Below are 23,410 nucleotides of genomic sequence, written 5' to 3' on the forward strand. Positions count from 1 at the left end.
GGGGCGAGCGAGTTAGGAAATCTGGGATGCCAGCGGATCCGCTGAAACTGATTGCACTCGACGCCGACGACCTCGCGGTCATCTCGGCCCATGTGCAGGACGCCCGCGTCAAGCCCGCCGACATCGTCTGGCGGCAGGACGAGAAGCGGCTGGTGGTCGGCATGTTCCGGCTTGACTGGGAGCAGACGCTGTCGGGCGGAACCGAGCCGCGCCGGCTGATCGCCGCGCTGCGCTTCGACCGCGTGCTGGCCTGCAAGTCGCGCAATATCGATTTGGGCGAGCCGGAAGCGGTGCTGGAACTGGTCGGGATCGAATTCTATCCCACGGATGCCCCCGGCGGCAGCGCGCTGTTGCTGTTCGCCCATGGCGGCGCGCTCAGGCTCGACGTCGAATGCCTGGAATGCGAGCTGACCGACCTCGGCACCGACGATCTCGGCGTCAGCGACGCCGCTCTCGCCCCGATCGGCCCGGAGCGGTGAAGAGAACGTCATTCCGCGATGGTCCGAATGACCAGACCCGGAATCTCGAGATTCCGGGTTCGATGCTGCGCATCGCCCCGGAATGACGGTCCCCGAGGGTTGACGGCCCTTGGCAGCCGCGCCATTGAGCAGGGGCCTTTCGAACTCGCCTTAAGAAAGCCCCCATGCCCGTTCGCCTGGATACCAGCAGCGCCGATTTCGGCTCACGCTTCAAGGATTTCCTCGCCGCCAAGCGCGAGGTGTCGGCCGATGTCGAGCGCGCCACGCGGGCGATCGTCGACGACGTGGCCGCCCGTGGCGATGCCGCTTTGATCGAGGCGACCAAAAAATTCGACCGGCTGGATATCGACGCCGCCAACCTGCGCATCACCGCGGAAGAGATCGAGGCCGCCATGAAGGCCTGCGATGCCGCAACCGTCGACGCGCTGAAATTCGCCCGCGACCGCATCGAGGCCTTCCATCAGCGGCAGCTGCCGAAGGACGAGCGCTTCACCGACGCCCAAGGCGTCGAACTCGGCTGGCGCTGGAGCGCGGTCGATGCGGTCGGGCTCTACGTGCCCGGCGGCACCGCGGCCTATCCGTCCTCGGTCTTGATGAACGCGGTGCCGGCGCGCGTCGCCGGCGTGCCGCGCGTCGTCATGGTGGTGCCGGCGCCGGATGGCAAGCTCAACCCGCTGGTGCTGGCGGCCGCCCATCTCGGCGGGGTCTCGGAAATCTACCGCGTCGGCGGTGCGCAGGCGGTGGCGGCGCTGGCCTATGGCACCGCGACCATCGCGCCGGTCGCAAAAATCGTCGGCCCCGGTAACGCCTATGTCGCCGCCGCCAAGCGGCTGGTGTTCGGCAAAGTCGGCATCGACATGATTGCGGGGCCTTCCGAGGTGCTGGTCATTGCCGACGACACCGGCAATGCCGGCTGGATCGCCGCCGATCTGTTGGCGCAGGCCGAGCACGATGCCAGCGCGCAGTCGATCCTGATCACCGACAGCGCGCAGCTTGCCGCGGACGTCGAGCGCGCGGTGGAATCGCAGCTCGCGACCTTGCCCCGCGCGGAAATCGCGCGCGCTTCGTGGAATGATTTCGGCGCCATCATCATGGTGAAAAAGCTCGACGACGCGGTCGAGCTTGCCAACGCCATCGCCGCCGAGCATCTGGAAATCATGACCGCGGATGCCGAGGCGCTCTCGGCAAAAGTCCGCAATGCCGGCGCGATCTTCCTCGGCGCCCATACGCCAGAGGCGATCGGCGACTATGTCGGCGGCTCTAACCACGTGCTGCCGACCGCGCGCTCGGCGCGGTTTTCGTCGGGGCTCGGCGTGCTAGACTTCATGAAGCGCACCTCGATTCTCAAATGCGGGCCGGACCAGTTGCGCGCGCTGGGGCCGGCCGCGATGACCCTGGGCAAGGCCGAGGGACTTGATGCCCATTCACGCTCCGTCGGACTGCGCCTCAATCTGCCATGAACAAGCCGCCACCAGACGATGACAAGCACAACCGCATCGTCGCGGTGACGCTCGATGAGGAATCGATCGGCCGTTCCGGCCCCGACATCGAGCACGAGCGCGCGATCGCGATCTACGATCTGATCGAGCAGAATTTGTTCGCGCCTGATGGCGATGTGCAGGGCCCGTTTACGCTGCATCTTGCGATAACAGGCAACCGGTTGATGTTCGACATCCGCCGCGAGGACGGCTCGCCCGTGGTCGCGCATTTGCTGTCGCTGACGCCGTTCCGGCGGATCGTGAAGGATTACTTCATGATCTGCGACAGCTATTACCAGGCGATCCGCACCGCGACCCCCGACAAGATCGAGGCGATCGACATGGGCCGCCGCGGCATCCATGACGAGGGCTCGCGCACGCTGCAGGAGCGGCTGAAGGGCAAGGTGCGCGTCGATTTCGAAACCGCACGCCGCCTGTTCACGCTGATCTGCGTGCTGCACTGGAAGGGGCAGGACGCATGACGCCGAAAAGTGCGAAGCGGTTTCCCGAAAGGGACTCGTAACGCATGGATGCGCCCCGCGCGCGCCATCCGCAGGCCGTGCTGTTCGCATGCGGCCTGAACAGCGTGCGCTCGCCGATGGCGGAGGCGTTGCTCAAGCAGATGTTCCCGCAGGCGCTCTATGTGAAATCCGCCGGCGCCCGCAAAGGGGAGCTCGATCCGTTCGCGGTCGCCGTGATGGCCGAGCTCGGCCAGGATATTTCCTCGCACAAGCCGATGACCTTCGAGGAGCTGGAGGATTGGGAAGGGCTCAATTTCGATCTCATCATCACGCTGTCGCCGGAAGCCCATCACAAGGCGCTGGAGCTGACCCGCACCATGGCCGCCGATGTCGAATACTGGCCGACGCCCGACCCAACGACCACCGAGGGCAGCCGCGAGCAGAAACTCGCCGCCTACCGCGAAGTCTGCGACGGCCTGTCAATGCGCATCCGCCGCCGGTTCGCCAAGGCGGGCGCGGCGAGCGGGTGAAGGCCTCTACAGTCGCCCGTGCGAACGCAGGGGCCCATACGCTGCGGCCAGCGGAAGGGGCAAGCGGGAAGACGGCTTCGGTTCAGCAAGCGACAGCGGTCGTTGGCAGAGTGTTTGCGACCGCGCGCCGTCGAGGGATCACGCGGTATGGGTCCCTGCGTTCGCAGGGACGACGAAAGATTCGTAATAACAACCACTTGCCCCCCGGTTGTGGAATAGACGGCCTTCCGATAGTTTCCGCGCGCGCGTCCCCACCCGAATCCTTTTCCGACAAAACCCTCGCATGCTTGGCCGTCCCAAACTCGTTCTTGCTTCCGGTTCGCCGCGGCGGCTCAGCCTGCTCAACCAGGCCGGCATCGAGCCTGACGCGCTGCGCCCGGCCGATGTCGATGAGACCCCGCGGCGGGGCGAGCTGCCGCGCGCCTGCGCCAACCGCCTCGCCCGTGCAAAGGCCGATGCGGCGCTGAAATCCGTCCAGCTCGACGACGAACTGCGCGGCGCCTTTATCCTCGCCGCCGACACGGTGGTCGCGGTCGGCCGCCGTATCCTGCCCAAGGCCAACCTGGTCGACGAGGCCGCGCAGTGCCTGCGGCTATTGTCGGGGCGCAATCACCGCGTCTACACCGCGATCTGCCTGGTGACGCCGAAGGAGGCGTTCCGCCAGCGCCTGATCGAGACGCGGGTGCGCTTCAAGCGCCTCAGCGAGGACGACATCCAGGCCTATATCGGCTCCGGCGAATGGCGCGGCAAAGCCGGCGGCTATGCCGTGCAGGGCATCGCCGGTTCCTTCGTGGTCAAGATGGTCGGCTCCTACACCAACGTGGTCGGCCTGCCGCTCTATGAGACCGTCACGCTGATGGGCGGGGAGGGCTTTCCGATCCGCTTCGGCTGGCTCAATGCCAGCTAGGCCTCCCAAGGAGGCGGGCGGGGCCAAGCCGCCGCCAAAACCCTGCCCGGTCTGCGGCAAGCCGGCCGACCCTGCCACGCTCCCGTTCTGCTCCAAACGCTGCCGCGACGTCGACCTGAACCGCTGGCTCTCCGGCACCTACGTCATCCCCGGCCGCCCCACGGACCCCGAAGACGCCGAATAAGGGCGATCCACCAATAACTTGGGGATGGAGCACGAGGCGGGCCGCGCCCGGCATAGCCAACGGCGAAGCCGGGTGGACAGGCGCTTCCGACCTCTCTATAAACCGCCCGCTCGGTCGTGGCTTTTCAGCCCTCGGGTATGCCCAGGTAGCTCAGTTGGTAGAGCATGCGACTGAAAATCGCAGTGTCGGTGGTTCGATCCCGCCCCTGGGCACCATTCCTGGCTCAATTCGGATTGGTCTGACGTGAGGGCGCTATGCGCCGTCGCGGAGCGCGATAGCGCGACCAATCATGCGCTGGAACCTGATTGCTCCAAAAATCGTTTGGACCAGGCGAAGCTCATTTCCTCTTCACAATTCGGTCCCCGGCCAAGTTTCCGCGCCTGAAGGAGCCTCGAATGCCCAAGAGGTTCAAGATCGGCGATCATGTCAGATGGAATTCCGAGGCCGGTCGAGTCTCGGGAACCATCATCGCCATTCACACCCATGATTTCGATTACAAGGGTCATGTGCGCCACGCCTCGCCGGACGATCCGCAATATGAAATCAAGAGCGACAAGACCGACCATATCGCGGCCCATAAGGGCGGCGCGCTTGATCATGCCTAGCGAAGGCAGCGCGTGACGCTTCCGTTCTTCACGATCGGCCACTCCAACCGAAGCCTCGAGGAATTCGTTGCGCTCGTGACCGGAGACGAGATCAACCTTGTCGCAGACATCAGAACGGTGCCGCGGTCGAGAGCCAATCCGCAATTCAACAAGGATACGCTTCCCGAAACCCTGGCGCGTTTCGACATCGCCTATGAGCATGTGGCTGATCTAGGCGGTCTTCGCGGCAAGACACGAAGCGTGCCTCCGGCCGTCAACGGTTTCTGGACCAACGAGAGCTTTCATAACTATGCCGATTATGCGCTGTCGGCGCAGTTTCACGCGGGCCTTTCGCATCTGCGCGACGCGGGCCACCAGCGCCGTTGCGCGATCATGTGTTCGGAAGCGGTGTGGTGGCGCTGTCACCGTCGGATCGTCACCGACTATCTCATCGCGTGCGGGGAAACCGTTCTCCACATCATGGGGCAGGGTCGCCTGGAGCCTGCCCGCCTTACGCAAGGCGCCGTCGTTCAACCTGACGGGACGGTCGTCTATCCAGCCATGAATCAGCCGGACTCATGACCGCCGATGGATGCCCGCTTGAGAACCGCGAGCCGCAGAGGTGGTCAATAAAGAAAGAAATCGTGGCGATGGCTACTTGCTGGAGCAAGGATCATTGAAGGCGGCACGTCGATCATCCCTGAGCGCAGGCATCCTGATGTACCGTCGCAGCGGGACGGGGCTGGAAGTCCTGCTCGTGCATCCGGGCGGACCTTACTGGCGACGCAAGGACGCGGGTGCATGGTCGATCCCGAAGGGCGAGATGGATGGCGAGGAGGATGCCAGCGCTGTTGCTGCGCGTGAATTTGCCGAGGAGACCGGCGTCGTGCTTGCGGGGCAGCCACTCGAACCGCTAGGCGAAATTCGCCAGCGTGCCGGAAAGCGGGTGATCGCCTTCGCCGTCGAGGGTGATCTGGATGTTCACGCCTTCAGGAGCAATTCGTTTGAGATCGAATGGCCACCGGGAAGCGGCAAGATGCAGTCATTCCCGGAGATCGATCGCGCGGAATGGTTTGACCTCGCTGCGGCACGGGCCAAGATTCTCGAAGGCCAGCGGCCGCTGCTCGATCGCCTTGCCGAGCTTGTCGGCCAATCAGGAAGCCGCCATGAATGATCCATTTGATCTGAAGCGTTTTGTCGACGCGCAAGCGCCGGGTTACCAGCGCGTCGTGGCCGAGCTGAGCCGTGGCCGCAAGCAAAGCCACTGGATGTGGTTCATCTTCCCTCAGCTCGCCGGCCTCGGCTTTAGCGAAATGGCGCAGCGCTATGCGATCGTCTCGCGCGACGAGGCGATCGCCTATCTCAAGCACGATATCCTGGGGCCTCGGCTTCTCGAATGCACCGCTCTCGTCAACGCCGTTGAAGGCAAGACCATCCGCGAGATTCTCGGCAGCCCCGACGATCTGAAGTTTCGCTCGTCGATGACCTTGTTCGCCGCCGTGTCTTCCGATCCCGCGTTTCCTGCCGCGATCGGCAAATACCATGGTGGTGTGGCCGATCGCCGGACGCTCGAGCTGCTCGGCGGCTAACAATCATAGCCTGGATGACCGAAGCGACATCCGGGTTTGTTGTGCTGATCCCCGCTCGCTCCGGGCGGGCAAGCAGCATGCCTCACCCACGCGTCGTGACCGCCGCCCCTGGACCTCGCCGCTAACCCCGTGATCTCACGGAGGTTTAACAAAACATTGAGGCTATGCAGGAACAGAAACTTAAGGCTGCCGACGCTAGCGTGACAGCATTGCAAATCTCGGCGGTGCCTGGCCACGACCAACGTGGAGTTTGAGAGCTTCAGGCGGAGATATTCGATGTCATATTGGCCGGCGTTGCCATGCTCTGAGAATTCAACCGAGCGGCTCCGGCTTGCGGGGAATCGCAAGCCGTGATTCCCGTGCGCCGATTTATCCGCAGAGCTGCGAAGGGATTTTTCCGCAACGCCCCGCTGCAGGCCGCGTTGTTCTTCCTGCCGCTGGTCTGGATCGGCTATTTCGCGATCACGTCGTCGGAGCGGACGGACGCGTTGCAGCAGGCGCGCGCGCATGTCGACAGCGTCGCCGAACTGTTCGAGGAAAATACCGAGCGGATATTCGAAAGGGTCGATCAGTCGCTGCAGATCGTGCGCGCGCTTTATGCGCAAGACCCCGCCACCTTCAACCTGAAATATTGGGCCGGCAAGGCGCAGATCGCGACCGGCGACGTTGTCCAGTTCGCCTTGATCGGGTCGAACGGCTATCTGATCGATACGACGGCCGCTTATTCCGGGCCGGCGCTCTACCTCGGCGACCGCGAGCACTTCATCAAGGTGACGCAGATGGCGGAGGACTGGCTCTATGTTGCGAGGCCGGTGCTGGGGCGGGCATCGCAAAAATGGACCATCCAGCTCGCAAGAAAACTGTTTGACCGGAACGGGAATCCGGCGGGCATCGTGGTCGGCTCGATCAGCGTGGACGTGATCGGCCGGTTCTACGACACCGCAAAGCTCGGCGTCGGCGGGACCCTCGTGCTCAGAAACGCCAACTATGTCGTGCTCGCCGCGCGGGGCATAGACCAGAGCACGGTGCTGGGACAGCGCAATCCCGGCCATGTCGAACGCGAGTTGCGGAACGGCTTCTATGCCCAATATTGGAATTGGAGCGGCAACGAAGGCCGCCCGAACCGCAGCAACCGGCTGATCACCGCGCGCCGGTCGCACGCTCTTCCGCTGATCTTCACTGCCGGCGTGTCGGAGCAGGAGATCTATTCGCGGACGCAAGCCCGGCAGAAGATCTATCTCGGCGGCGCGTTGCTGCTCACCTTCATCATCCTGGTGGCGACGGCGCTGCATTGGCGACGACAGAAGGCGCTCGACCGCACCCAGCGTGAATTGCGCGACTCCGTGAGCAAGTTCGAGGACTCGCTGCGAAATCTTCCGCAAGGCCTCAGCATGTTTGACGGTAACGACCGCCTGATCGCGTTCAACAGGCAATGGCTCGATGCCTACGGGCTTTCGCCTGACAAGATCAGGATCGGCATGGATTTCCGGGAGGTGTTTGCAAACCAGGACGCCGTGCGCGATCTCGATGCCTATCTGGCCGATTTGAAGGGCCGGCTCGCGGAGGCAGAGCACACTTCGAACACGGTGCAGTTTCCTGACGGGCGCGCCATCTATATTTCCTATGGCCGGCGCGAGAGCGGCGGCTGGGTCGCGACGCATGAAGACATCACCGAGCGCAAGGCTTCCGAGGACCGGATCGAGCGGCTGGCTCACTATGACGGCCTTACCGGGCTCGCCAATCGCAACCTGTTCAGGGCGTCGCTTGACTATGCGCTGGAGAAGTATTCGCAGGACCATACGCCGTTTGCGGTACTCCTGCTCGATCTCGACAAGTTCAAGTTCGTCAATGATGCGCTCGGTCACCACTGCGGCGACGCGCTGCTGAAGCAGGTCGCCGGCCGTATCAAGGCGCAGGCCACCGATGTCGATATCGCGGCCAGGATCGGCGGTGACGAGTTTGCGCTGGTCATGTCGCCAGGACTATCCACCCTGCGGGACGGCGCCGCAAAGCTGGCCGGCCGGCTGGTCCAGGCCATTGCCGAACCCTATGAAATCGACGGCCACCCGGTCGTGATCGGATGCAGTATCGGCGTCGCCATGGTGCCCGAGCATGGCACGCGCATCGATGAAATCCTGCGCAATACCGATCTGGCGCTCTACAAGTCGAAGAACGCCGGCCGGAATTGCTTCCATCTCTACTCGGCGGAGCTCAGGGCCGAAGCCGACGAGCGCAACATTCTCGAAATCGAGCTGCGCGAGGCGATCTGGCGCGACGAGATCGAGGTGTTCTATCAGCCGGTGCTTGAGCTCGGCACCGGCCGCGCGACATCGGTCGAGGCGCTGGCGCGCTGGCGCCACGCGATCAGAGGCCTGATCGCTCCGGCCGAATTCATTCCGGCGGCGGAAGAGGGCGGGCTGATCGTCGAGCTCGGCAATCTCGTGCTCGCCAAGGCGTGTCGCGATGCGGTGAGGCTGCCGGACGACGTCAAGGTCGCGGTCAATTTGTCCGCGCTGCAGTTCGCCAGCGGCAATCTCGTCGAATCCGTGACGCGCGCCCTGGCCGACAGCGGCCTTGCACCGGCCCGGCTGGAGCTTGAGATCACCGAGAGCGTTTTCCTCGCCGACAGCCAGGAGAATCTCAAGACCCTCGAACGCCTGAAGAACCTCGGCATTTCAATTGCGCTCGACGATTTCGGCGTCGGCTATTCATCGCTGTCCTATCTGACCGCTTTCCCGTTCAACAAGGTCAAGATCGACAAGTCCTTCATCGAGAGGATCGGCCGCTCCGAGACGGTTGCCGTGCTCGGGTCAATCGTCCAGCTCGCCAGGACCTTGAACCTCTCGATCGTCGCCGAGGGCGTCGAAAGCCACGAACAGCTCGAAAAGATCCGCGCGCTCGGCATTGGCCTCGGCCAGGGGAATTTCTTCAGCGAGCCGGTGCCGTTCGGGGAATTGTTGCTGCCGGCGGTGTCCGCGAAGGAGCGGCAGGCGGTTGCGTAGCGGCATCTCCGCTGCATGTTAACCGAATGTATTACGATGACAGTCATTGAATGCGAAGCGCGCAGGGCGAGCGCAAAATCGCTGAATTTAGTGCGCTGGGCGCGAACTCGTCGAGACTCCAACGAATAACGGCAAGATGGATTGCTAACGCTTCCAGATCCAGCAAGCTTGCGCAGCTATCGCTATATCGCCCTATGACGAATTCTTCCGGAACCGCGGCAACGCTCGTCAGGTCGAGCAGACCTCTGGGGACAGAACCGTGCGGTACTGTTGGCGAGGATCGCACAAACCGCGCCCAGCGCCCCGGCCTGTTCGCCTAATTTCAGGGGGCCTCAATAAGTACGAGTTTGCTGACGAGGTTCGAACTGCCATCCGGTTCCTCTGTCCATTCGTAGAAGTAGATGGCAAATCGCCTGGATGAGACGCTGCGCTACGCTCACCTTCGGCATGAGATCGAATATGTATGCCTGTTTGATCTGGCGCGGGCACAATCAAGGCTGGGAAAGAGCTTGCCGCTAACTGTGCCTAGCGGCGCAGTCGAAAATCGGGATGTTCAAAGGCGATTCACGCCAATTCATGCGGCCCGTACCCCGCATTTTCCAGCACGCCGCCAATCGACTTTCTGAAAGCGGCGCTCGCGGAAAAGATCGGAAACATGATTTCACCTCCCCTTGCACGTCAAAGAAGGAGAACCCACCGGCTTTCCGGCACGCTTGACAAACGAACTATCCATCCCTACACCATCCATGTGGATGGATAATGGATGGGTCTGGATCATGACAAACAACGTCAGCGAACTTCGGCCAAAGCCCTCGGACAGCGAAAAGATCACGATCAATCTTGGCTACGTCGATCTTGGCCAGGTCGACCTGATGGTTCAGGAAGGTTTCTATTCGAACCGAACCGATTTCATCCGAACCGCAATCCGCAACCAACTGGAACGTCACGCGGACGTCCTCAAGCGGTCAGCGACCCGAAAGAATTTGGATCTGGGTCTAAGGCACTTCAGCCGAGAGGATCTCGAAGCAGCGGGGCGAGCCGGGGAGATGCTGCACATCAACGTTCTGGGGCTTGCCAGTATCGCTCAAGACGTCACGCCCGAACTCGCTCGCGCCACAATTGCCTCCATTTGCGTGCTGGGCGCTTTGCAGGCCAGTCCGGCGGTCAAGACCGCCCTCGCTGACAGAACGCGGTGAACGCAATGCTAAGACACGACATGATTGGAGAAGCCACACGCCTCACCCGCGCTGGCCGCCTCGTCGAGGCCACCGAGCTGCTGCAACGCATGCTGCGCGGTGAAAGCGCGCCGGACCCGATATCGCCCGCCCGTCAGCCCACACTCAAACAGCCGTCAATCATTGACGCGAAGGCCAATGCCATTGAGGAGAATAGCCCGGAGCTGGCGCGGGCGGAGCCTCGCTTGCACCGCGAGTTGCTCGATCGCACAAAGCAGCGCCGTAGGTTCAACCTGCGGACTGTGCCTGGGCGCAAGCCGCTGTCGCCCTCAGATATCGTGCCTGACGGCACACGGTTCATCGAAGGTACCTACAGCAATCCGGCGGGAAGCCGTGCCTACAAGCTCTTCATCCCCAGCCGCCATCAGGACCGATCGCTTCCCTTGATCGTGATGCTGCACGGCTGCACCCAATCCCCGGACGATTTCGCCGCTGGTACGAGGATGAACTTCATCGCGGAAGAAAAATCCTGCTTTGTGGTCTATCCAGCACAGCCCAGCGATGCAAACCACGCGAAATGCTGGAACTGGTTTCGCGCAGAGGACCAGCAGCGGGGCAGAGGTGAACCTTCGCTTATCGCGGGCATCACTCGCCAAGTCATGCACGATTATTCGGTTGACGCAAAGCGCGTCTATGTTGGTGGACTGTCGGCCGGAGCGGCGGCTGCGGCGATCATGGGGGCAACTTACAACGATCTCTACGCCGCAATCGGCGTACATTCTGGCCTGGCCTGTGGGGCCGCGGTTGATCTTCCCTCGGCGTTTGTCGCCATGCGACAGGGCGCGGATGGCAACGGAATTTTAGATGGTGGACCAGCTGTGCCGACCATCGCCTTTCACGGCGATCGCGACATTACGGTGCATCCAAGCAATAGCCATCAAATTCTCGAGCAGTCCATAAAAACAACGAACACCAAAACGAAGGTGCATCGCGGGCGGATACCTGGAGGGCACGCCTATACCCGCACCATCCACATCGACGCGAGCGGGCGCGCAATCTCTGAGCACTGGAACGTCCACGGCGCTGGGCACGCATGGTCGGGAGGCAGCCCTGCCGGCTCCTACACCGATCCGCGAGGACCGGATGCGACGAAGGAAATGCTGCGCTTCTTCCTCGAGCATTCACTGCCGACGTCTCATGCGAGGTGAAGGGAAAGCACCGACAGTAAGCGTTAACCGGATGAGAGAAGCGACATCCGCGTTCTTGCTGGTTGCGCTGATCCTGCCTATCGCTTCGGTGCAGGCTACTTGCTGCTCTATCGTCGCCGACGCGGTTTGTATTTTGGAGGATCTGTCCCGGTAATTGCCCGATACCAGGCGGCGTCTGATTGTGCGAGTGCCCTGTCCGCGGCAAGATCCGATTGCGCGCGATAGAACTGCGCCAGGGCGAGGTAGCAGTCGGTGCGTGCCGGTCCGCGAGGTATCGCTTCGCAATTCGGTTGCGCATTCGCAACGGCAGGACAAGCCATCAGCAAGACGGCGACAAGACTTGCGGTTAGAGGGGGCATACCGCCTCCAGGCACGCCGGCACGGGCATGCGCATCGAGTTCAGTCGGTACTATGCCGGCGCAGGTTCGCGTCGATCATGCATTTCACCACTTGCCGGTCGCAGCGCCAACATTTGTTCATGCGTCCCCAGTCGCTTATCCCAGCTAGCCTGTCGGTACACCTGCCCAGGCAATTCGCGGCTCTGTCTTCGCATCGCAAAAGCTGTGCGTCGGAAGGTGAGTTGAGGAGCACTCCGGTGCCAATCAGCGCAACGGCGAGAAAAGGGTGCCGTGTCATGATCGGACCTCCTAAGAAACGCGGGCCACGCTATATCCTAACCTCTTGATACGACTAATTCCAGAAGGTGTAGCAAGCGTAGCCCGGATGAGCGAAGCGACATCCGGATCCTGGTCGCGTCCCGCATATCGCTTCGCTCATGCCGGCTACTTGTCGCTCATGCCGCCTTGTAAGCCGCGATCTTCTTGATCTGCGGTGCGAGCACGTCTTCGGCCGTTTCGAGAATCGCAGCATGCCTGAATGTTCATCTAGCTAGAACGCCGCCCCGGTCTTGAAGAACTTGCCTAGCCGCAGCGCCGTATCGGCCGTCACGGGATTCTTCGCGCGCGATGCGTTCGATCCGGATGCGCGGCACGTGTAGCGCAGCGGCGACATCGTAAGGTGTCAGCTTAAGCGAAACGAGAAATTCTTCCCGCAAGATTTCGCCGGGGTGAATCGGCGGAAGTTTCTTTGCCATCTGCAAGCTCCTAGTGATAGTCGGTGCTTCTTTTAACCGACCTCACCGAACTCGTTACAATTTGAACCATCGCCAGCGCAGATTCTTAGCCGGCCGAATGTACAGGTTTCCGAAAAACATATTTCAGGAAACCATTGTCATGTCTTCAGCCTCCGGCGAAACCTTCCTTCAAGCGATCGACTTCTCTGGGCGCCTTGCCCGCGCTGCCAACTTTGCGCTGGATCACTGGTGGCTGTGGCTTCTGGCCGGCGCCGTGCTCTGGCTCGGCTTAAAGATCCGTTCGCACCATGCGTTGATCGGCCAGCTCGACGAGCGGGCGGATGCCGCGTTCGGCGATGTCGATGCGCTGCTGATCGAACGGCACACCTTGATCGGCAATCTGGTCGAGGTGGTCCGCGCCTTCGCGGCGAAGGAGCACGACGTGATCCGGGATGTGCTGGACTCCCGCATCGACGCGCTGGAAGCGCTCAGCAGCGGCGGTGGGGTGATCCAGACCGATACGCAGATCGCCAATGTGCTGCAAAACCTCTTCACCGTCAGCGAAAAATATCCGGCGCTGGCCAGCGCCGCGCATTACTCTACGCTGCGCAACGACCTGATCCGGATCGAGGATCGCATCACGGCGGCGCGCAAGTTCTATAATCTGGCGGTCGAGGAATTGAACGGCGTTCGCCGCGCCTTCCCCGGCAACCTCATCGCCCGGTTGGGCGCCAATACTGCGCGAGAAAAATTCACGCTCGGCGAGCGCCGCTCGGAATTCGCAGAGCCGGTCAAGGTCAACCTCTGATCCCCCAAGGGAGCCGGCGCAATGGCGGTTCACGGCTACATCACGCATGCCGCGCATAACCGGCGCTGCACGGCGTGGCTGGTGCTGGCCTATATCGTCTCCTTCGAGGTGATCGGCGCGTTTGTGCTGACGATGCCGCTGCTGATGTGGGACCAGGAGCACACCATCCTCTCGAACCCGGTCGGCTATGCCGTCCGCTATGCGCTGCCGATCGCCGCGCTGACCGGCTTCATGTTCTGGTGGATGTATCGCGGCCATGCCAAGGCGGTGATGGAGACGCTCGGCGTGCGGCTCGTGTCGCGCGGGGACGAGCCGCGCTTCGTGCAAATCGCCGAGGAGCAATGCACCGCGCTCGGCGTGCGCCTGCCGCGCTTCGGCGTGATCGAGGCCAGCGAACCCAATGCCGTGACGGTGGGCGAGGGGCCGACGGCGGGGCTGATTGCGGTCACGCGCGGTCTGCTGGAGAGGCTCGACGATGACGAGCTGGCGGCCGTGCTCGCCCATGAGGCCTCGCACATCCGCCACGGCGATACGAAACTCCTGGCCGCCAATCACGCCTTGATGCGAACCGCCGTCATCATGCGGATGAACAATCCACTGCGGTTCGAGGACTGGCGCCAGATGATCATTCCGCTGGCGATGCCGCCGATGCTGATCGTGCTGCTTGCCGGCACCGCGGCGACGACGCTGTCGCTGCGGCTGGCGCGTGCCGCGCGGCGCAGTCTGAAGCTCGGCCGCGATCATGTTGCCGACGGCGAGGCGATCAGGGTCACGCATTTTCCTGAAGCCTTGATCAGCGCCATCAGCAAGATCGGCGGCCGCGGCGCCTTCCACGGCAGCGCGCGCGTCGAGGGCCTGCTGTTCGATGGGTCGGCCGATCATGACGCCGGCAGCCATCCCAGCATCAACGACAGGCTGGATGCCATCGCCACGCTGGGGCAGGAGCTGATGAATCCCGCGCGGTCGCGCCGCGACAGCCGGGGCCCGGCGCAGCCGCAGTTCGGACGCCGCCCGCGATCGGCCGCGTTGAATTATCCGCTCGATGCGTCAGGCAAGCCGCTCGAGAAGCCGCGGCCGCCCGCCACCAACATTCTTTGGCTGTATCTCACCGATCGCGAGACGTTCCGCGAATACCACAACGCCTGCATCGCCTGGGAAGAGTGGCAACTGAACGAGCGCCGCAACGTCATCGGCCTGGCGCCCAAGCTGATGATCCCGCTTGCCGTGAGCTGCATCGTCGCACTCTACATTTGGTGGCCAAAGGACGGTAATCTCACCCGGCTGATCGGCACGTTCAATCCGGCCGAGATGGTCGACATCGCCCGCATGGTCAATTCAGGGCCGTTCTGCTCCGGTCCGTCCTATCCGGACGGCAAATGCCCCGGTGCCAAGGACAAGCCGGTCCTTCCGCCCGCGAATGCCTATAAGGTTGCCGAGCCGCCGGCGAACCGCACCGGCACTTTCAATAGCCAGCGGCCGGGTGGCATGGTCGCTTCATCGGCGCGCGCCACGGAGCGCCCTGAGCTTCCGTCGAACACCATGCCGCTTCTGTTGTTCACCTTGGTGCTCATTGGCATCTTCAGACCCAAGCTGCTGCGGCGCCTGTTCGGCCACGTCGAGCCAAAACAGATCATCTCCCGCCCGGCCGCGCCCGACCCATCACGACAGCCAGCTTCGAGCGGGCGAGCCCGCCACCCCCGCCGTGGCGGCAGGACGTTCACAGTCCAGCCAGGGAGTTCGGGCGAAGGAAGGCTTGAGCCAGCGGGTTGGCTAAAGCCGCAATGCGCTCGCCACATTCTTGTGAAATCTGGCGCGCTCAGGCCCATGGCGGTCGAGCGCATTGGCGAGCTTGATCAGGCCGCTGCCAGCCGTCGAGGGATCAAAACCAAACGGCCTGAGGGCGATACACGCCGCTCTTTCGCTCTCGGCGAATGCGAACATTTGCGAGGCTAGATCACGCAAGACGCCCTGTGCCTTGCGCGCTCTTTTCAGGTCCCGGTCGTATTGCCGGATCTGTTCCGACGTGACGCAGGTCTCGCGCGCCTGCGGCGTCGGGACATCGGCCAGGACAAGCATTTGATCGCGCACGGTCCGCCGCAGATCGAAGAACTTTCGAACCGGACGGCCAACGAGCTCGAGCGCAAACCACGCAAACGCGCCGGTCGTGGCGACCGAAATGAAGATCACGTACCACAGCATTGGCTGACCGCATGCGCCCCTTGGGCGGCGATCTAAGCATTTGAATGCGGTTCCTGCCACACCATGCGGCTTTGATCGCCGGATTTTCCCGCGCCAATGATGCCATCGTGCCGGTGATTTGCCCGACGTGTCAAATGGTTCGCAATGTGCCCGCCAAGATGCCGGCAGCTCCCGGCTACTGTGCATGGGGTTGTTTTCGATATTTGGTTGGGTGGGCCTATGGGCGCGGCAGGCGTATCACTGGATCGGTGGTCCATCCGTCGAAGTTTCAACGGGCGGAAGCGAGATCCAGTCTTTGGCCGATGCCCATCGCGCGTCTCATTTCCCTCATGTGAGCCTCAGGAACAGTTAGGCCGATTCGCGCCTTAATACCCTCATCAGGAGGTACTCATGGCAGCACGACAATCTGCATGGAAACGGCAGGGATCACCGATCGGCAAGAAGGGGCCGCGCAAGACAGACCCGAAATACAAGCGCCGTTCGCGCCAGCCGTGGAGCGACAAGGAGGTGAAGCAGCTTCGCTCGCTGGTCAAGGCGAACACGCCGACGGGCGTAATCAGCCTCAAGATGCAGCGTCCGCCGGCGTCGATCGCCAGCAAGGCGCAGCGCGAGGGGATTTCTTTGCGGCCGGTGAACCGCTCGCCGTATAATCGGCGGAACACGGCGCGGCGCTAACGGCGCGTGGAAGGGGCTTCGAGAGCCTGGCTTTAGAGGATTTGCTCTTGAGGAGCCGGGCCCGCGTCAGGCTCCTCGAGTCCGCCCGCATAAACGCATTCGCACGGCATGTCTGAGCGTGTCTAATGCCCTGTCCCTACGAGGCCATCGGCAGGCCTTGCTCCGCCCGGAAGCGCTGGTAGGCGGCAATCGCCTTGTTGGACAGCAGCAGCGGCCGTCGCTCGCCCTCCCGGAGCAGCGCCTCGATGGTGTCGAGCAGGTGCTGCGCGGTCTGATCGGGGTTCCCGAGCTCGCCCGTTCGCTCCAGATAGTCCCAGGCGATCTGGAAGGAGTTGGCAAGGATGGCTGGCGTCGTCTCAGTCATGAAGGACGAACGTCGTCAAGTGCGCTCCGTTCCCGTGCCCCGTAAGCCTGGCCTCGATTTGGGTGGCAAGCACAGCGCCATCCAGCGACCGATGGCGTGCGACGCGACGCGCGCGGCTAAAATCCAAAGATGCTGAAGATAGCGCCGAAGATCGCCGCGATCACGGCAGCGATGCCGAAGACGACGAACGCCACCGCATCGAGCAGCAGTTCAACCACGTCAGAGAGGTTACTTGCGGCAACGATCACGACGCAGCAGGTCGTGCCGATCAGCATCGAGACGACCATGCTGAACATCGTGATCCACAGCACGGCGAAGACCAGTCCGCCGAGAACGACCGCCACCGCAATGCGGCGGGCGGAACTGCTGTGCGAGGCAGGCCGGGCGGCTGGCTCTGGCGAATTCATGACGGGCGATCCTCGAGGCAATGATCCGGATTGTCGCGGCCCTGCCGGAAAAGGTTCAACCCTCCCGGGTGCGAGGCCTTGAAATGGCTGATTTCCGCGGCGAAATGCCTAAAATGGCCTGGTATGAACAGGGCCGGTCGCGGCGTCAGCGGGCCTGATAAGGTGCATCCATGACCGAATGGTATTTTGTCTGGGTCGAAGGTCTGCGCGGCCCGATGCCGCAGAAATGGTCGTCGGAGGGGCTGTGGGGCCAGATCGGCCGTCAGGATGTCATCGTCCGCTTCGCGCTTGATGATGCCGAGGCGCATCTGCCGATCGATGAGCTGGCGAGACGCCATCCCATTCCCGACGGGAAATAGCCGCCCCGCCGCGCACACGCGTGTTCCATCCTGTTCCCCGCCGCTATCCAGCGAAGTTCAAACAGCGGATGGCGGAACATTGCCAATTTAATTCCGTTGCCGGGTTGAAGTGGCGGAAACAGCCCCCACTGTCCCGAATTCAATCGCGCCAGAGCGAGCGGATTGAAGCAACCAGAAGCCAAGTGAGAACCAGAAGCCAAGTGAAGGAGTCGTGCATGAAATTGAACTCGGCACAGGTGGAGCGCGCGTTGACGCAATTCGAGGCGCAGGCGTTGCCCGACGATCATCCGGTGGTTCCGCAACTGAGCAGCATGTTTGGCGATCACACGTTCTTCATCGACAGCGGCGGCCTCAACGTGCTGGAGCCGGCCGAGACATCCGAGCCGGAGACGCCCGTTGGCATGATCGTCAACCTCGCTTATTGGAGCGACGAGACCCTGACGAAGCTGTCGCCGCATGAACCCGAGCCGACCGGCGTCATGATCAACCTGGAGTCCAGGCACTGATGCTGCGAGGCCGCTAGCGCGGCTGGATCGTCAAGGCTGAACCAAGAGATGTGTCGCGTGCGGCCGCGTGCCGCGCGCGGCGGCGATGGCCGGATGCCCGGGAGATGCCTGCGCGCCGGTCAGGATTCGAAATGAACCCCGATCCGCGTCTCCTTCCGCCAGACGACGCGGCATGGCACGTGGATATGGTTGACCTCGATCACCAGCGTGAAGTGTTCGGGAATGCCGACGGGGGAGCTGACCTCGAGCGCGGCGCCGGTCTCGGAAAGGTTACGCACCGTGCAATCGATTGCTCCGCCGCCGAACGACATCTTGCCAGTCTTCAACAGCCGGCGCCGTGGTGTTGTTCTGTGCTCGTCCACCGCATGGACCTCCGCGATGAACGGGTAAGAATCCGCCACGGGCGTTACTATCCCGTTACCGCGAATTCCGGCTGCTATACAACGAAGGGTGATGGCTAGCGGCCGCACCGAGCGCTAGTGGCCGACGCTAGCCCGTCCGCGCCCGCCGTCCCTCGATCGGATAGGCCGGGTCGTTGAAGCCCGGCGTCGAGGGGTGGCCACTCACGACGAGGCGATCGACCAGAGCCTCGTCCTCCGCCGTGAAACGGTAGTCGAGCGCCTTGATGTAATCGTCCCATTGCGCCTCGGTACGCGGGCCGGCGATGACCCCGCTCACGAAGGACGAGTTCAGCACCCAGGAGACCGCGAACTGCCCGGCGGTGATGCCGCGGGCCTCGGCGTGCTGCTTGATCTGCTGTGCGAGCTTGAGCGATTCCGGCCGCCATTCGGTCTGCATCATCCGCTTATCGGCGCGGCCGGCGCGGGTTTCCTTGTCCGGTGCCGCGTCCGGCGCGTACTTGCCGGTCAGCACGCCGCGCGCCAGCGGGCTATAGGGCACGATGCCGAGCCCGTAATAGCCGCAGGCCGGGAAGTGCTCGACCTCGGGCATGCGGTTCATGGCGTTGTAATAGGGCTGGCTGACGATCGGGCGATCGATGCCGTTGTCGTCGCAGATGTTGCAGATCTCGGCGACGCGCCAGGCGCGATAGTTCGAAACGCCGAAATAGCGGATCTTGCCCTGCCGCATCAAATCGCCCATCGCGCGCACCGTCTCCTCCAGCGGCGTCGCGTGGTCTTCCTTGTGCAGATAGTAGATGTCGATGACATCGGTGCCGAGCCGCGTCAGGCTCTCCTCCGCCGCCTGCATCACCCAGCGCCGCGACAGCCCGCCGCGATTGGGGTCGTCGCCGATTGGGTTGGCGAGTTTGGTGGCGAGGATCCAGCCCGCGCGCTGGTTCGAGATCGCGCGGCCGACCACCTGCTCGGACTGGCCGCCATTGTACGCGTCGGCGGTGTCGATGAAATTGATGCCGGCCTCGCGCGCCTTCGTGACGATGCGCGAGGAGGTCGCTTCATCGGTCGGGCCGCCGAACATCATGGTGCCCAGACAGATCGGCGAAATCTTCAGGCCGCTGCGGCCGAGTTGGCGGTATTGCATGGGACTCGTCTCCTTCGTATGCCCGTCATTGCGAGGAGCGAAGCGACGAAGCAATCCATGTCTCAGCAAGCGGACAGATGGATTGCTTCGCGGAGCCTGTCATCGGGCGCGCGTTCGCGCGACCCGTTGGCTCGCAATGACACAACCTACCCCTCGCTCTTCAATATCTTGAACACGCCGCTCGCCATCGCGATACAGCGCTTATCGACGGTCACTTCCGTCGTGATGAAAATCAGGCTGCGGGTGGAGCGTACCACATGCGGCTTAGACACCAGAAGCTCGCCGATCTTGCCGGCCTCGACGAAGTGGGTATCGAGCTGCACGGTCGCCAGCGTCGGCTTGCCTGACACGAAGCGGGCGGTCATGCCGCAGGTTCGATCCGCAAATGTCATGATCACGCCGCCCTGCACCAGGCCGCGTCGGTTGTGGTGTTTGTCCTCGGTCAGCAGCGCATATTCATGCGTGCCGTCGACCACGCGCTGCCAGAGTGGGCCGATCAGGTGCAGGAAGCCTGACGTCTCGACGATCTTCCAGCCGTCGGATTTGAGCTTGTCCGCGGCTTTGGCTGTCATGTCGTGCGTTCCGTTTCCTGCGATCTGTCATGCTGTCCGGATCGTTTCATCCGATGCGCCGATGTTGTAGTCAAGCAGGATGGCCCGGTCATTTGACGATACCACACGGCGGAAAATCGCAGAGCTCTGCGCGGCGTTCACGCGGGCACCATCTGCCGAGGCGACGTCGGGCCTGAAGCGCGCTGCGGTGGCCTTTGCGCTGACCGAGGCGGAGACGGGTGGCGGCACCGCGTTTCTCCTGACCCGTCGCGCGGCGACCCTGCGCTCCCACGCCGCCCAATGGGCGCTGCCGGGCGGTCGCTGCGACGACGGCGAGACGCAGGCGCAGGCGGCGCTGCGCGAGCTGCACGAAGAACTCGGCGTCGCCTTGCGCGAAACTGACGTGCTTGGCCTGCTCGACGATTATCCGACGCGCTCGGGCTATCTGATCACGCCTGTGGTGGTCTGGGTCGGCGCCGTCGCCGATATCGTCCCCAATCCGGCGGAGGTCGCCTCCGTGCATCGCGTCGCGCTCGACGACATCGAGCGCACCGACGTCTTCAGCTTCGCTATGATTCCCGAAAGCACGCGGCGCGTGATTCGCTTCCACCATGCTGGCCAGCACATCCACGCGCCGACGGCGGCGCTGATCTATCAGTTTGCCGAAGTGCTCGCGGGCCGCGATACGCGCGTGGCGGAGCTGGAACAGCCGGTGTTTGCATGGCGGTGATCCGTCATCGCGAAAGTGCGGTAGGGTGGGCAAAGGCGCGTGAGCGCCGTGCCCACCATGCTTGATGAGCGCGCCAACAGCGATGGTGGGCACGCTTCGCTGCCCGTACTGCAGTAGCCCGGGTTGCGCACGTCGATCGTTTAGGCGACGATGTCGGACCAACAAGAAAAACAGTCCGGGAGTTCGCCCATCATGCCCTCGCGCAACAAGTGGATTTGTGCCGCCGTTATTATCCTCGGCCTGATCGCGCCCGCAGCCCACGCCCAAAACTATCCCGCCCGCGCCATTACGCTCGTCATTCCGTTCGCGCCGGGCGGCAGCACCTCGATCGTCGGCCGCGCCATCGCCGACAAGATGAGCGAACTGCTCGGCGAGAAGGTCGTGGTCGACAATCGCCCTGGTGCCGGGGGCACGGTCGGCACCAAGGCGGTCGCGAAGAGCGAGCCCGATGGCTACACGCTGCTGCTCGGCTACACCGGCACGCTGGCGATCGGCCCCTCGCTCTACAAGAATCCCGGATATGATCCGCGCAAGGATTTCGCGCCGATCGGCATGATCGGCAACGCACCGAATTCGCTGGTGGTGCATCCCTCGTTCCCGGCCAAGACCGTTGCCGATCTGATCGCTTATGCGAAAGCCAATCCCGAGAAGGTCAATTTCGGCTCGGCGGGCGCCGGCACCGCCAGCCACATCACCGGCGAATATTTTGCCCGCGCTGCCGGCATCAAGCTCGGGCACATCCCTTACAGAGGCACCGGGCCGGCCCTGACGGATCTGCTCGGCGGCCACATCCCGATGGCATTTGCGCCGATCCCGGCTTCGCATGCCAATGTCGCCGCCGGCAAATTGCGCGCGCTCGCGGTCACCAGCGTCACGCGTTCGGGCCTGTTGCCGGAGGTGCCGACGATGGTCGAGGCGGGCCTCGGGAGCTTTGATGCCTCGCTTTATTACGGGCTGGTCGCGCCGGCCGGCACGCCGCGCCCGGTTGTCGACAAGCTCAACAAGACGCTGCGTAATGCGCTTGCCAGCGAGGAAGTGAAGAGGCAGCTCGGCAATGACGGGACCGAGATCACGCCCGGGACGCCGGAAGATTACGCCGAATTCATCGACAAGGACGAGAAGAAGTGGTCGCAGCTCGTCAGAGCGAGCGGTGTCGAGCAGGAGTGACGGCTCTTCCCTTCTCCCCTTGTGGGAGAAGTTGGCATAGGCGGCCTTTGGCCGCCGTCTCTTAGAACGCCGATGCTTCGCATCGGCTATGGCGCCGGATGAGGGGTTCTCTCCGCGGAGACAGACCCCTCATCCGTCTCGCCGCCGCTTCGCGTCGTCGATCCACCTTCTCCCACAAGGGGAGAAGGAAGAAGAACGCCACCTATTGTCGCTCCCTTCAGGGGCTGACTTCGCAGGCTCGCTTGCTACAAGGGTGGTATGCGCCTGCCTTTGATTCGCATGGGGTCCGGATGTGTCGCGCTCGCCCTATTGGCGGGTGCGCTGCCTGCCGCGGCAAGCGAGCCGCTGCCGTCTTCAGCCGCCGACGCAATGGCGCAAGCCGCCTCGCCGCAGGCCATCGCCGAATATCGCCGCAAGCTGAAAGAGTATCAGGAGGCGCGCGCCGCGTTCGAAGAGGAGGCGGGCGCCTATTGGACGGCGATCTCCGAGAAGCGAAAGGGCCGCAACGCCAAGCGCCGGGAGCGCCAGACCATCACGCTCGACGATTACGTGCTGACGCAGCCGCCGGTCTACACCGGTCCGAGGAGGCCGGTCAGCCCGGAGCCGGAAGAAGAAAAGCCGCCCCGCGAGCGCAAGCCGCTGCCGGTGGTGGCCGATTTCCTCAAGGCCGCCGCCGATCATTTCCAGTTCGTGCCGCAACGGCCGTCATCCGAAGTCGAATTCAAGCGTGCCTATGCGCGCTACGCGCTGGCCGCCGGCCTGACGCGCGAGCAGGCGATACGGGTCTATTCGTTCGAGACCGGCGGCAACGGCAATTACGACATGCAGTCGGGGCTCAATCCCGCCAAGCCGGGCTCGCGCGCGATTTCGACCGCGATCGGCTACAACCAGCTCCTGACCACCAACAGCGTCGAACTTTTGGCCGAGCAGGGCCACGAATTCATCAAGGAGCTGACGGCGCGGACCGCGCAGCTGTCGGGGGCGCCGCGCAAGGCGATGGAGCACAAGCTTGCCGTGCTGAAGAAGATGGTGGCGTTCACGCGCTCGGTGCCGGACACCTGGTCGGAGCACGAAAAGCTCGCCAATACGCCGCAGGGCTGGGCGGTGCACGCCATGGTGCTCGATGTCGATGTCGGGCCGATGCTGCAGACTCACAAGCTGCTGACGTCGGTGATCTTCGCGCGCGCCAAGGGTTACAATCGTCCACTGACCGCGGCCGAACTCGAAATGATGAACCTGACCGGCGACGGCACCGGCCTCGATATGGTGACGATGCCGCAGGCGATGCGCGAGCAGGTGCCGACCTCGAACTTCTTCCAGCGCGGCGGCTATGAGCGCAACCCCGTCGCGATCCGCCACAACACCGTGGCCAAGCTGTTGGCGGTGACCGACGAGCGGATGGATTTCAACAGCAGCAAGCCCGGCGCAAAGGAGCTGGCGGCGGCGTTTTAGTCATGCTGCAGCGCCAGCTTGTC

The 23,410-nt window shown here is 63.2% G+C and carries 26 protein-coding genes, 1 tRNA gene and 1 pseudogene; 22 read left to right on the forward strand and 6 right to left on the reverse strand.

Going from position 1 to position 23,410, the window contains the following annotated elements:
• The first annotated feature begins 26 nt into the window (after positions 1-26).
• From RX331_RS03875 to RX331_RS03940, 14 genes are all read left to right on the forward strand, one after another.
• Complete coding sequence (locus RX331_RS03875; RefSeq protein ID WP_317255331.1) at positions 27-479, forward strand: DUF2948 family protein; 453 nt, start codon at positions 27-29, stop codon at positions 477-479.
• 164 nt (positions 480-643) lie between these two features.
• Positions 644-1,939, forward strand: a complete 1,296-nt coding sequence (gene hisD / locus RX331_RS03880; RefSeq protein ID WP_317255332.1) for a histidinol dehydrogenase — start codon at positions 644-646, stop codon at positions 1,937-1,939.
• Complete coding sequence (locus RX331_RS03885) at positions 1,936-2,439, forward strand: UPF0262 family protein (RefSeq protein WP_317255333.1); 504 nt, start codon at positions 1,936-1,938, stop codon at positions 2,437-2,439. Before hisD ends, RX331_RS03885 begins: the two co-directional genes overlap by 4 nt.
• 44 nt (positions 2,440-2,483) lie before the next feature.
• Complete coding sequence (locus tag RX331_RS03890; protein WP_317255334.1) at positions 2,484-2,948, forward strand: arsenate reductase ArsC; 465 nt, start codon at positions 2,484-2,486, stop codon at positions 2,946-2,948.
• Between the two features lie 283 nt (positions 2,949-3,231).
• Positions 3,232-3,855 carry a Maf-like protein gene (locus RX331_RS03895; RefSeq protein ID WP_283031906.1) on the forward strand — a complete coding sequence of 208 codons (624 nt, stop codon included), beginning with the start codon at positions 3,232-3,234 and terminating at the stop codon, positions 3,853-3,855.
• Entirely contained in the window at positions 3,845-4,039 is a 195-nt protein-coding gene (gene yacG / locus RX331_RS03900; protein ID WP_317255335.1) for a DNA gyrase inhibitor YacG, read from the forward strand. The genes RX331_RS03895 and yacG overlap by 11 nt, the downstream gene beginning before the upstream one ends.
• 139 nt (positions 4,040-4,178) lie before the next feature.
• A tRNA-Phe gene (locus RX331_RS03905) sits at positions 4,179-4,254 on the forward strand.
• 180 nt (positions 4,255-4,434) lie between these two features.
• Complete coding sequence (locus RX331_RS03910) at positions 4,435-4,644, forward strand: DUF2945 domain-containing protein (protein ID WP_317255336.1); 210 nt, start codon at positions 4,435-4,437, stop codon at positions 4,642-4,644.
• A gap of 12 nt (positions 4,645-4,656) precedes the next feature.
• Positions 4,657-5,205, forward strand: a complete 549-nt coding sequence (locus tag RX331_RS03915) for a DUF488 domain-containing protein (RefSeq protein WP_317255337.1) — start codon at positions 4,657-4,659, stop codon at positions 5,203-5,205.
• Between the two features lie 136 nt (positions 5,206-5,341).
• Complete coding sequence (locus RX331_RS03920; RefSeq protein ID WP_317255338.1) at positions 5,342-5,797, forward strand: NUDIX domain-containing protein; 456 nt, start codon at positions 5,342-5,344, stop codon at positions 5,795-5,797.
• A complete protein-coding gene (locus RX331_RS03925; RefSeq protein WP_317255339.1) occupies positions 5,790-6,212 on the forward strand; it encodes a DUF1810 domain-containing protein in 423 nt (140 codons plus the stop codon). The genes RX331_RS03920 and RX331_RS03925 overlap by 8 nt, the downstream gene beginning before the upstream one ends.
• Positions 6,213-6,562: 350 nt before the next feature.
• Positions 6,563-9,214, forward strand: coding sequence for an EAL domain-containing protein (locus RX331_RS03930; RefSeq protein ID WP_317255340.1), 2,652 nt, complete (start codon positions 6,563-6,565; stop codon positions 9,212-9,214).
• 776 nt (positions 9,215-9,990) lie between these two features.
• Entirely contained in the window at positions 9,991-10,410 is a 420-nt protein-coding gene (locus tag RX331_RS03935; protein ID WP_317255341.1) for a CopG family transcriptional regulator, read from the forward strand.
• A gap of 5 nt (positions 10,411-10,415) precedes the next feature.
• Entirely contained in the window at positions 10,416-11,597 is a 1,182-nt protein-coding gene (locus RX331_RS03940; RefSeq protein ID WP_317255342.1) for a PHB depolymerase family esterase, read from the forward strand.
• 891 nt (positions 11,598-12,488) lie between these two features.
• On the opposite strand, the pseudogene RX331_RS03945 reads toward RX331_RS03940, so the two are convergent.
• A pseudogene (locus RX331_RS03945) lies at positions 12,489-12,690 on the reverse strand (HigA family addiction module antitoxin); the annotation flags it as partial.
• Between the two features lie 139 nt (positions 12,691-12,829).
• On the opposite strand from RX331_RS03945, the gene RX331_RS03950 reads away from it, so the two are divergent.
• From RX331_RS03950 to RX331_RS03960, 3 genes are all read left to right on the forward strand, one after another.
• Positions 12,830-13,477, forward strand: coding sequence for a LemA family protein (locus RX331_RS03950; RefSeq protein ID WP_317255344.1), 648 nt, complete (start codon positions 12,830-12,832; stop codon positions 13,475-13,477).
• A 21-nt stretch (positions 13,478-13,498) separates the two neighbouring features.
• Positions 13,499-15,430 (forward strand): M48 family metalloprotease, encoded by a 1,932-nt coding sequence (locus tag RX331_RS03955; protein WP_317255345.1) that lies wholly within the window; start codon positions 13,499-13,501, stop codon positions 15,428-15,430.
• Between the two features lie 636 nt (positions 15,431-16,066).
• Positions 16,067-16,351 (forward strand): hypothetical protein, encoded by a 285-nt coding sequence (locus RX331_RS03960; RefSeq protein WP_317255346.1) that lies wholly within the window; start codon positions 16,067-16,069, stop codon positions 16,349-16,351.
• A gap of 136 nt (positions 16,352-16,487) precedes the next feature.
• On the opposite strand, the gene RX331_RS03965 is transcribed toward RX331_RS03960, so the two are convergent.
• Together RX331_RS03965 and RX331_RS03970 are read right to left on the reverse strand one after the other, a co-directional pair.
• The gene (locus RX331_RS03965; RefSeq protein WP_317255347.1) at positions 16,488-16,715 is read right to left on the reverse strand and encodes a hypothetical protein; all 228 of its coding nucleotides are present in this window, start codon (positions 16,713-16,715) and stop codon (positions 16,488-16,490) included.
• 116 nt (positions 16,716-16,831) lie between these two features.
• Entirely contained in the window at positions 16,832-17,122 is a 291-nt protein-coding gene (locus RX331_RS03970) for a hypothetical protein (RefSeq protein WP_317255348.1), read from the reverse strand.
• Positions 17,123-17,292: 170 nt separating this feature from the next.
• On the opposite strand from RX331_RS03970, the gene RX331_RS03975 reads away from it, so the two are divergent.
• Positions 17,293-17,481: a hypothetical protein gene (locus tag RX331_RS03975; RefSeq protein WP_317255349.1), complete on the forward strand. Its 189-nt coding sequence runs from the start codon at positions 17,293-17,295 to the stop codon at positions 17,479-17,481.
• 215 nt (positions 17,482-17,696) lie between these two features.
• A complete protein-coding gene (locus RX331_RS03980; protein WP_283031922.1) occupies positions 17,697-17,987 on the forward strand; it encodes a hypothetical protein in 291 nt (96 codons plus the stop codon).
• A 119-nt stretch (positions 17,988-18,106) separates the two neighbouring features.
• Here RX331_RS03980 and RX331_RS03985 read toward each other — a convergent pair whose 3' ends face one another.
• The 3 genes from RX331_RS03985 to RX331_RS03995 all read right to left on the reverse strand — a co-directional run bounded on the left by RX331_RS03985 (position 18,107) and on the right by RX331_RS03995 (position 20,059).
• The gene (locus RX331_RS03985; RefSeq protein ID WP_317258004.1) at positions 18,107-18,349 is read right to left on the reverse strand and encodes a PilZ domain-containing protein; all 243 of its coding nucleotides are present in this window, start codon (positions 18,347-18,349) and stop codon (positions 18,107-18,109) included.
• Between the two features lie 127 nt (positions 18,350-18,476).
• Positions 18,477-19,487, reverse strand: coding sequence for an aldo/keto reductase (locus tag RX331_RS03990; protein WP_317255350.1), 1,011 nt, complete (start codon positions 19,485-19,487; stop codon positions 18,477-18,479).
• A 146-nt stretch (positions 19,488-19,633) separates the two neighbouring features.
• Positions 19,634-20,059, reverse strand: coding sequence for a PaaI family thioesterase (locus RX331_RS03995; RefSeq protein WP_317255351.1), 426 nt, complete (start codon positions 20,057-20,059; stop codon positions 19,634-19,636).
• A 79-nt stretch (positions 20,060-20,138) separates the two neighbouring features.
• On the opposite strand from RX331_RS03995, the gene RX331_RS04000 reads away from it, so the two are divergent.
• The 3 genes from RX331_RS04000 (at position 20,139) to RX331_RS04010 (ending at position 23,387) form a co-directional block, all read left to right on the forward strand.
• Positions 20,139-20,768 (forward strand): CoA pyrophosphatase, encoded by a 630-nt coding sequence (locus RX331_RS04000; protein WP_317255352.1) that lies wholly within the window; start codon positions 20,139-20,141, stop codon positions 20,766-20,768.
• Between the two features lie 192 nt (positions 20,769-20,960).
• Positions 20,961-21,935, forward strand: coding sequence for a tripartite tricarboxylate transporter substrate binding protein (locus RX331_RS04005; protein WP_317255354.1), 975 nt, complete (start codon positions 20,961-20,963; stop codon positions 21,933-21,935).
• A 258-nt stretch (positions 21,936-22,193) separates the two neighbouring features.
• Positions 22,194-23,387 carry a hypothetical protein gene (locus tag RX331_RS04010; protein ID WP_410708112.1) on the forward strand — a complete coding sequence of 398 codons (1,194 nt, stop codon included), beginning with the start codon at positions 22,194-22,196 and terminating at the stop codon, positions 23,385-23,387.
• Positions 23,388-23,410 lie beyond the last annotated feature (23 nt).

The sequence above is a fragment of the Bradyrhizobium sp. BWA-3-5 genome (assembly GCF_032917985.1).
Taxonomy (GTDB): Bacteria; Pseudomonadota; Alphaproteobacteria; order Rhizobiales; family Xanthobacteraceae; genus Bradyrhizobium.

What these genes read in the sequence shown, in the direction of transcription:
- RX331_RS03970 (WP_317255348.1), bottom strand. Translation starts at nt 17,122, where the DNA reads ATGAATTCGCCAGAGCCAGCCGCCCGGCCTGCCTCGCACAGCAGTTCC.
- RX331_RS03875 (WP_317255331.1), top strand. Translation starts at nt 27, where the DNA reads ATGCCAGCGGATCCGCTGAAACTGATTGCACTCGACGCCGACGACCTC.
- RX331_RS03935 (WP_317255341.1), top strand. Translation starts at nt 9,991, where the DNA reads ATGACAAACAACGTCAGCGAACTTCGGCCAAAGCCCTCGGACAGCGAA.
- RX331_RS03910 (WP_317255336.1), top strand. Translation starts at nt 4,435, where the DNA reads ATGCCCAAGAGGTTCAAGATCGGCGATCATGTCAGATGGAATTCCGAG.
- RX331_RS03975 (WP_317255349.1), top strand. Translation starts at nt 17,293, where the DNA reads ATGACCGAATGGTATTTTGTCTGGGTCGAAGGTCTGCGCGGCCCGATG.
- RX331_RS04010 (WP_410708112.1), top strand. Translation starts at nt 22,194, where the DNA reads ATGCGCCTGCCTTTGATTCGCATGGGGTCCGGATGTGTCGCGCTCGCC.
- RX331_RS03895 (WP_283031906.1), top strand. Translation starts at nt 3,232, where the DNA reads ATGCTTGGCCGTCCCAAACTCGTTCTTGCTTCCGGTTCGCCGCGGCGG.
- RX331_RS03955 (WP_317255345.1), top strand. Translation starts at nt 13,499, where the DNA reads ATGGCGGTTCACGGCTACATCACGCATGCCGCGCATAACCGGCGCTGC.
- RX331_RS03885 (WP_317255333.1), top strand. Translation starts at nt 1,936, where the DNA reads ATGAACAAGCCGCCACCAGACGATGACAAGCACAACCGCATCGTCGCG.
- RX331_RS04005 (WP_317255354.1), top strand. Translation starts at nt 20,961, where the DNA reads ATGCCCTCGCGCAACAAGTGGATTTGTGCCGCCGTTATTATCCTCGGC.
- RX331_RS03950 (WP_317255344.1), top strand. Translation starts at nt 12,830, where the DNA reads ATGTCTTCAGCCTCCGGCGAAACCTTCCTTCAAGCGATCGACTTCTCT.
- yacG (WP_317255335.1), top strand. Translation starts at nt 3,845, where the DNA reads ATGCCAGCTAGGCCTCCCAAGGAGGCGGGCGGGGCCAAGCCGCCGCCA.
- RX331_RS04000 (WP_317255352.1), top strand. Translation starts at nt 20,139, where the DNA reads ATGGCCCGGTCATTTGACGATACCACACGGCGGAAAATCGCAGAGCTC.
- RX331_RS03960 (WP_317255346.1), top strand. Translation starts at nt 16,067, where the DNA reads ATGGCAGCACGACAATCTGCATGGAAACGGCAGGGATCACCGATCGGC.
- RX331_RS03965 (WP_317255347.1), bottom strand. Translation starts at nt 16,715, where the DNA reads ATGACTGAGACGACGCCAGCCATCCTTGCCAACTCCTTCCAGATCGCC.
- RX331_RS03995 (WP_317255351.1), bottom strand. Translation starts at nt 20,059, where the DNA reads ATGACAGCCAAAGCCGCGGACAAGCTCAAATCCGACGGCTGGAAGATC.
- RX331_RS03890 (WP_317255334.1), top strand. Translation starts at nt 2,484, where the DNA reads ATGGATGCGCCCCGCGCGCGCCATCCGCAGGCCGTGCTGTTCGCATGC.
- RX331_RS03980 (WP_283031922.1), top strand. Translation starts at nt 17,697, where the DNA reads ATGAAATTGAACTCGGCACAGGTGGAGCGCGCGTTGACGCAATTCGAG.
- RX331_RS03920 (WP_317255338.1), top strand. Translation starts at nt 5,342, where the DNA reads ATGTACCGTCGCAGCGGGACGGGGCTGGAAGTCCTGCTCGTGCATCCG.
- hisD (WP_317255332.1), top strand. Translation starts at nt 644, where the DNA reads ATGCCCGTTCGCCTGGATACCAGCAGCGCCGATTTCGGCTCACGCTTC.
- RX331_RS03940 (WP_317255342.1), top strand. Translation starts at nt 10,416, where the DNA reads ATGCTAAGACACGACATGATTGGAGAAGCCACACGCCTCACCCGCGCT.
- RX331_RS03990 (WP_317255350.1), bottom strand. Translation starts at nt 19,487, where the DNA reads ATGCAATACCGCCAACTCGGCCGCAGCGGCCTGAAGATTTCGCCGATC.
- RX331_RS03925 (WP_317255339.1), top strand. Translation starts at nt 5,790, where the DNA reads ATGAATGATCCATTTGATCTGAAGCGTTTTGTCGACGCGCAAGCGCCG.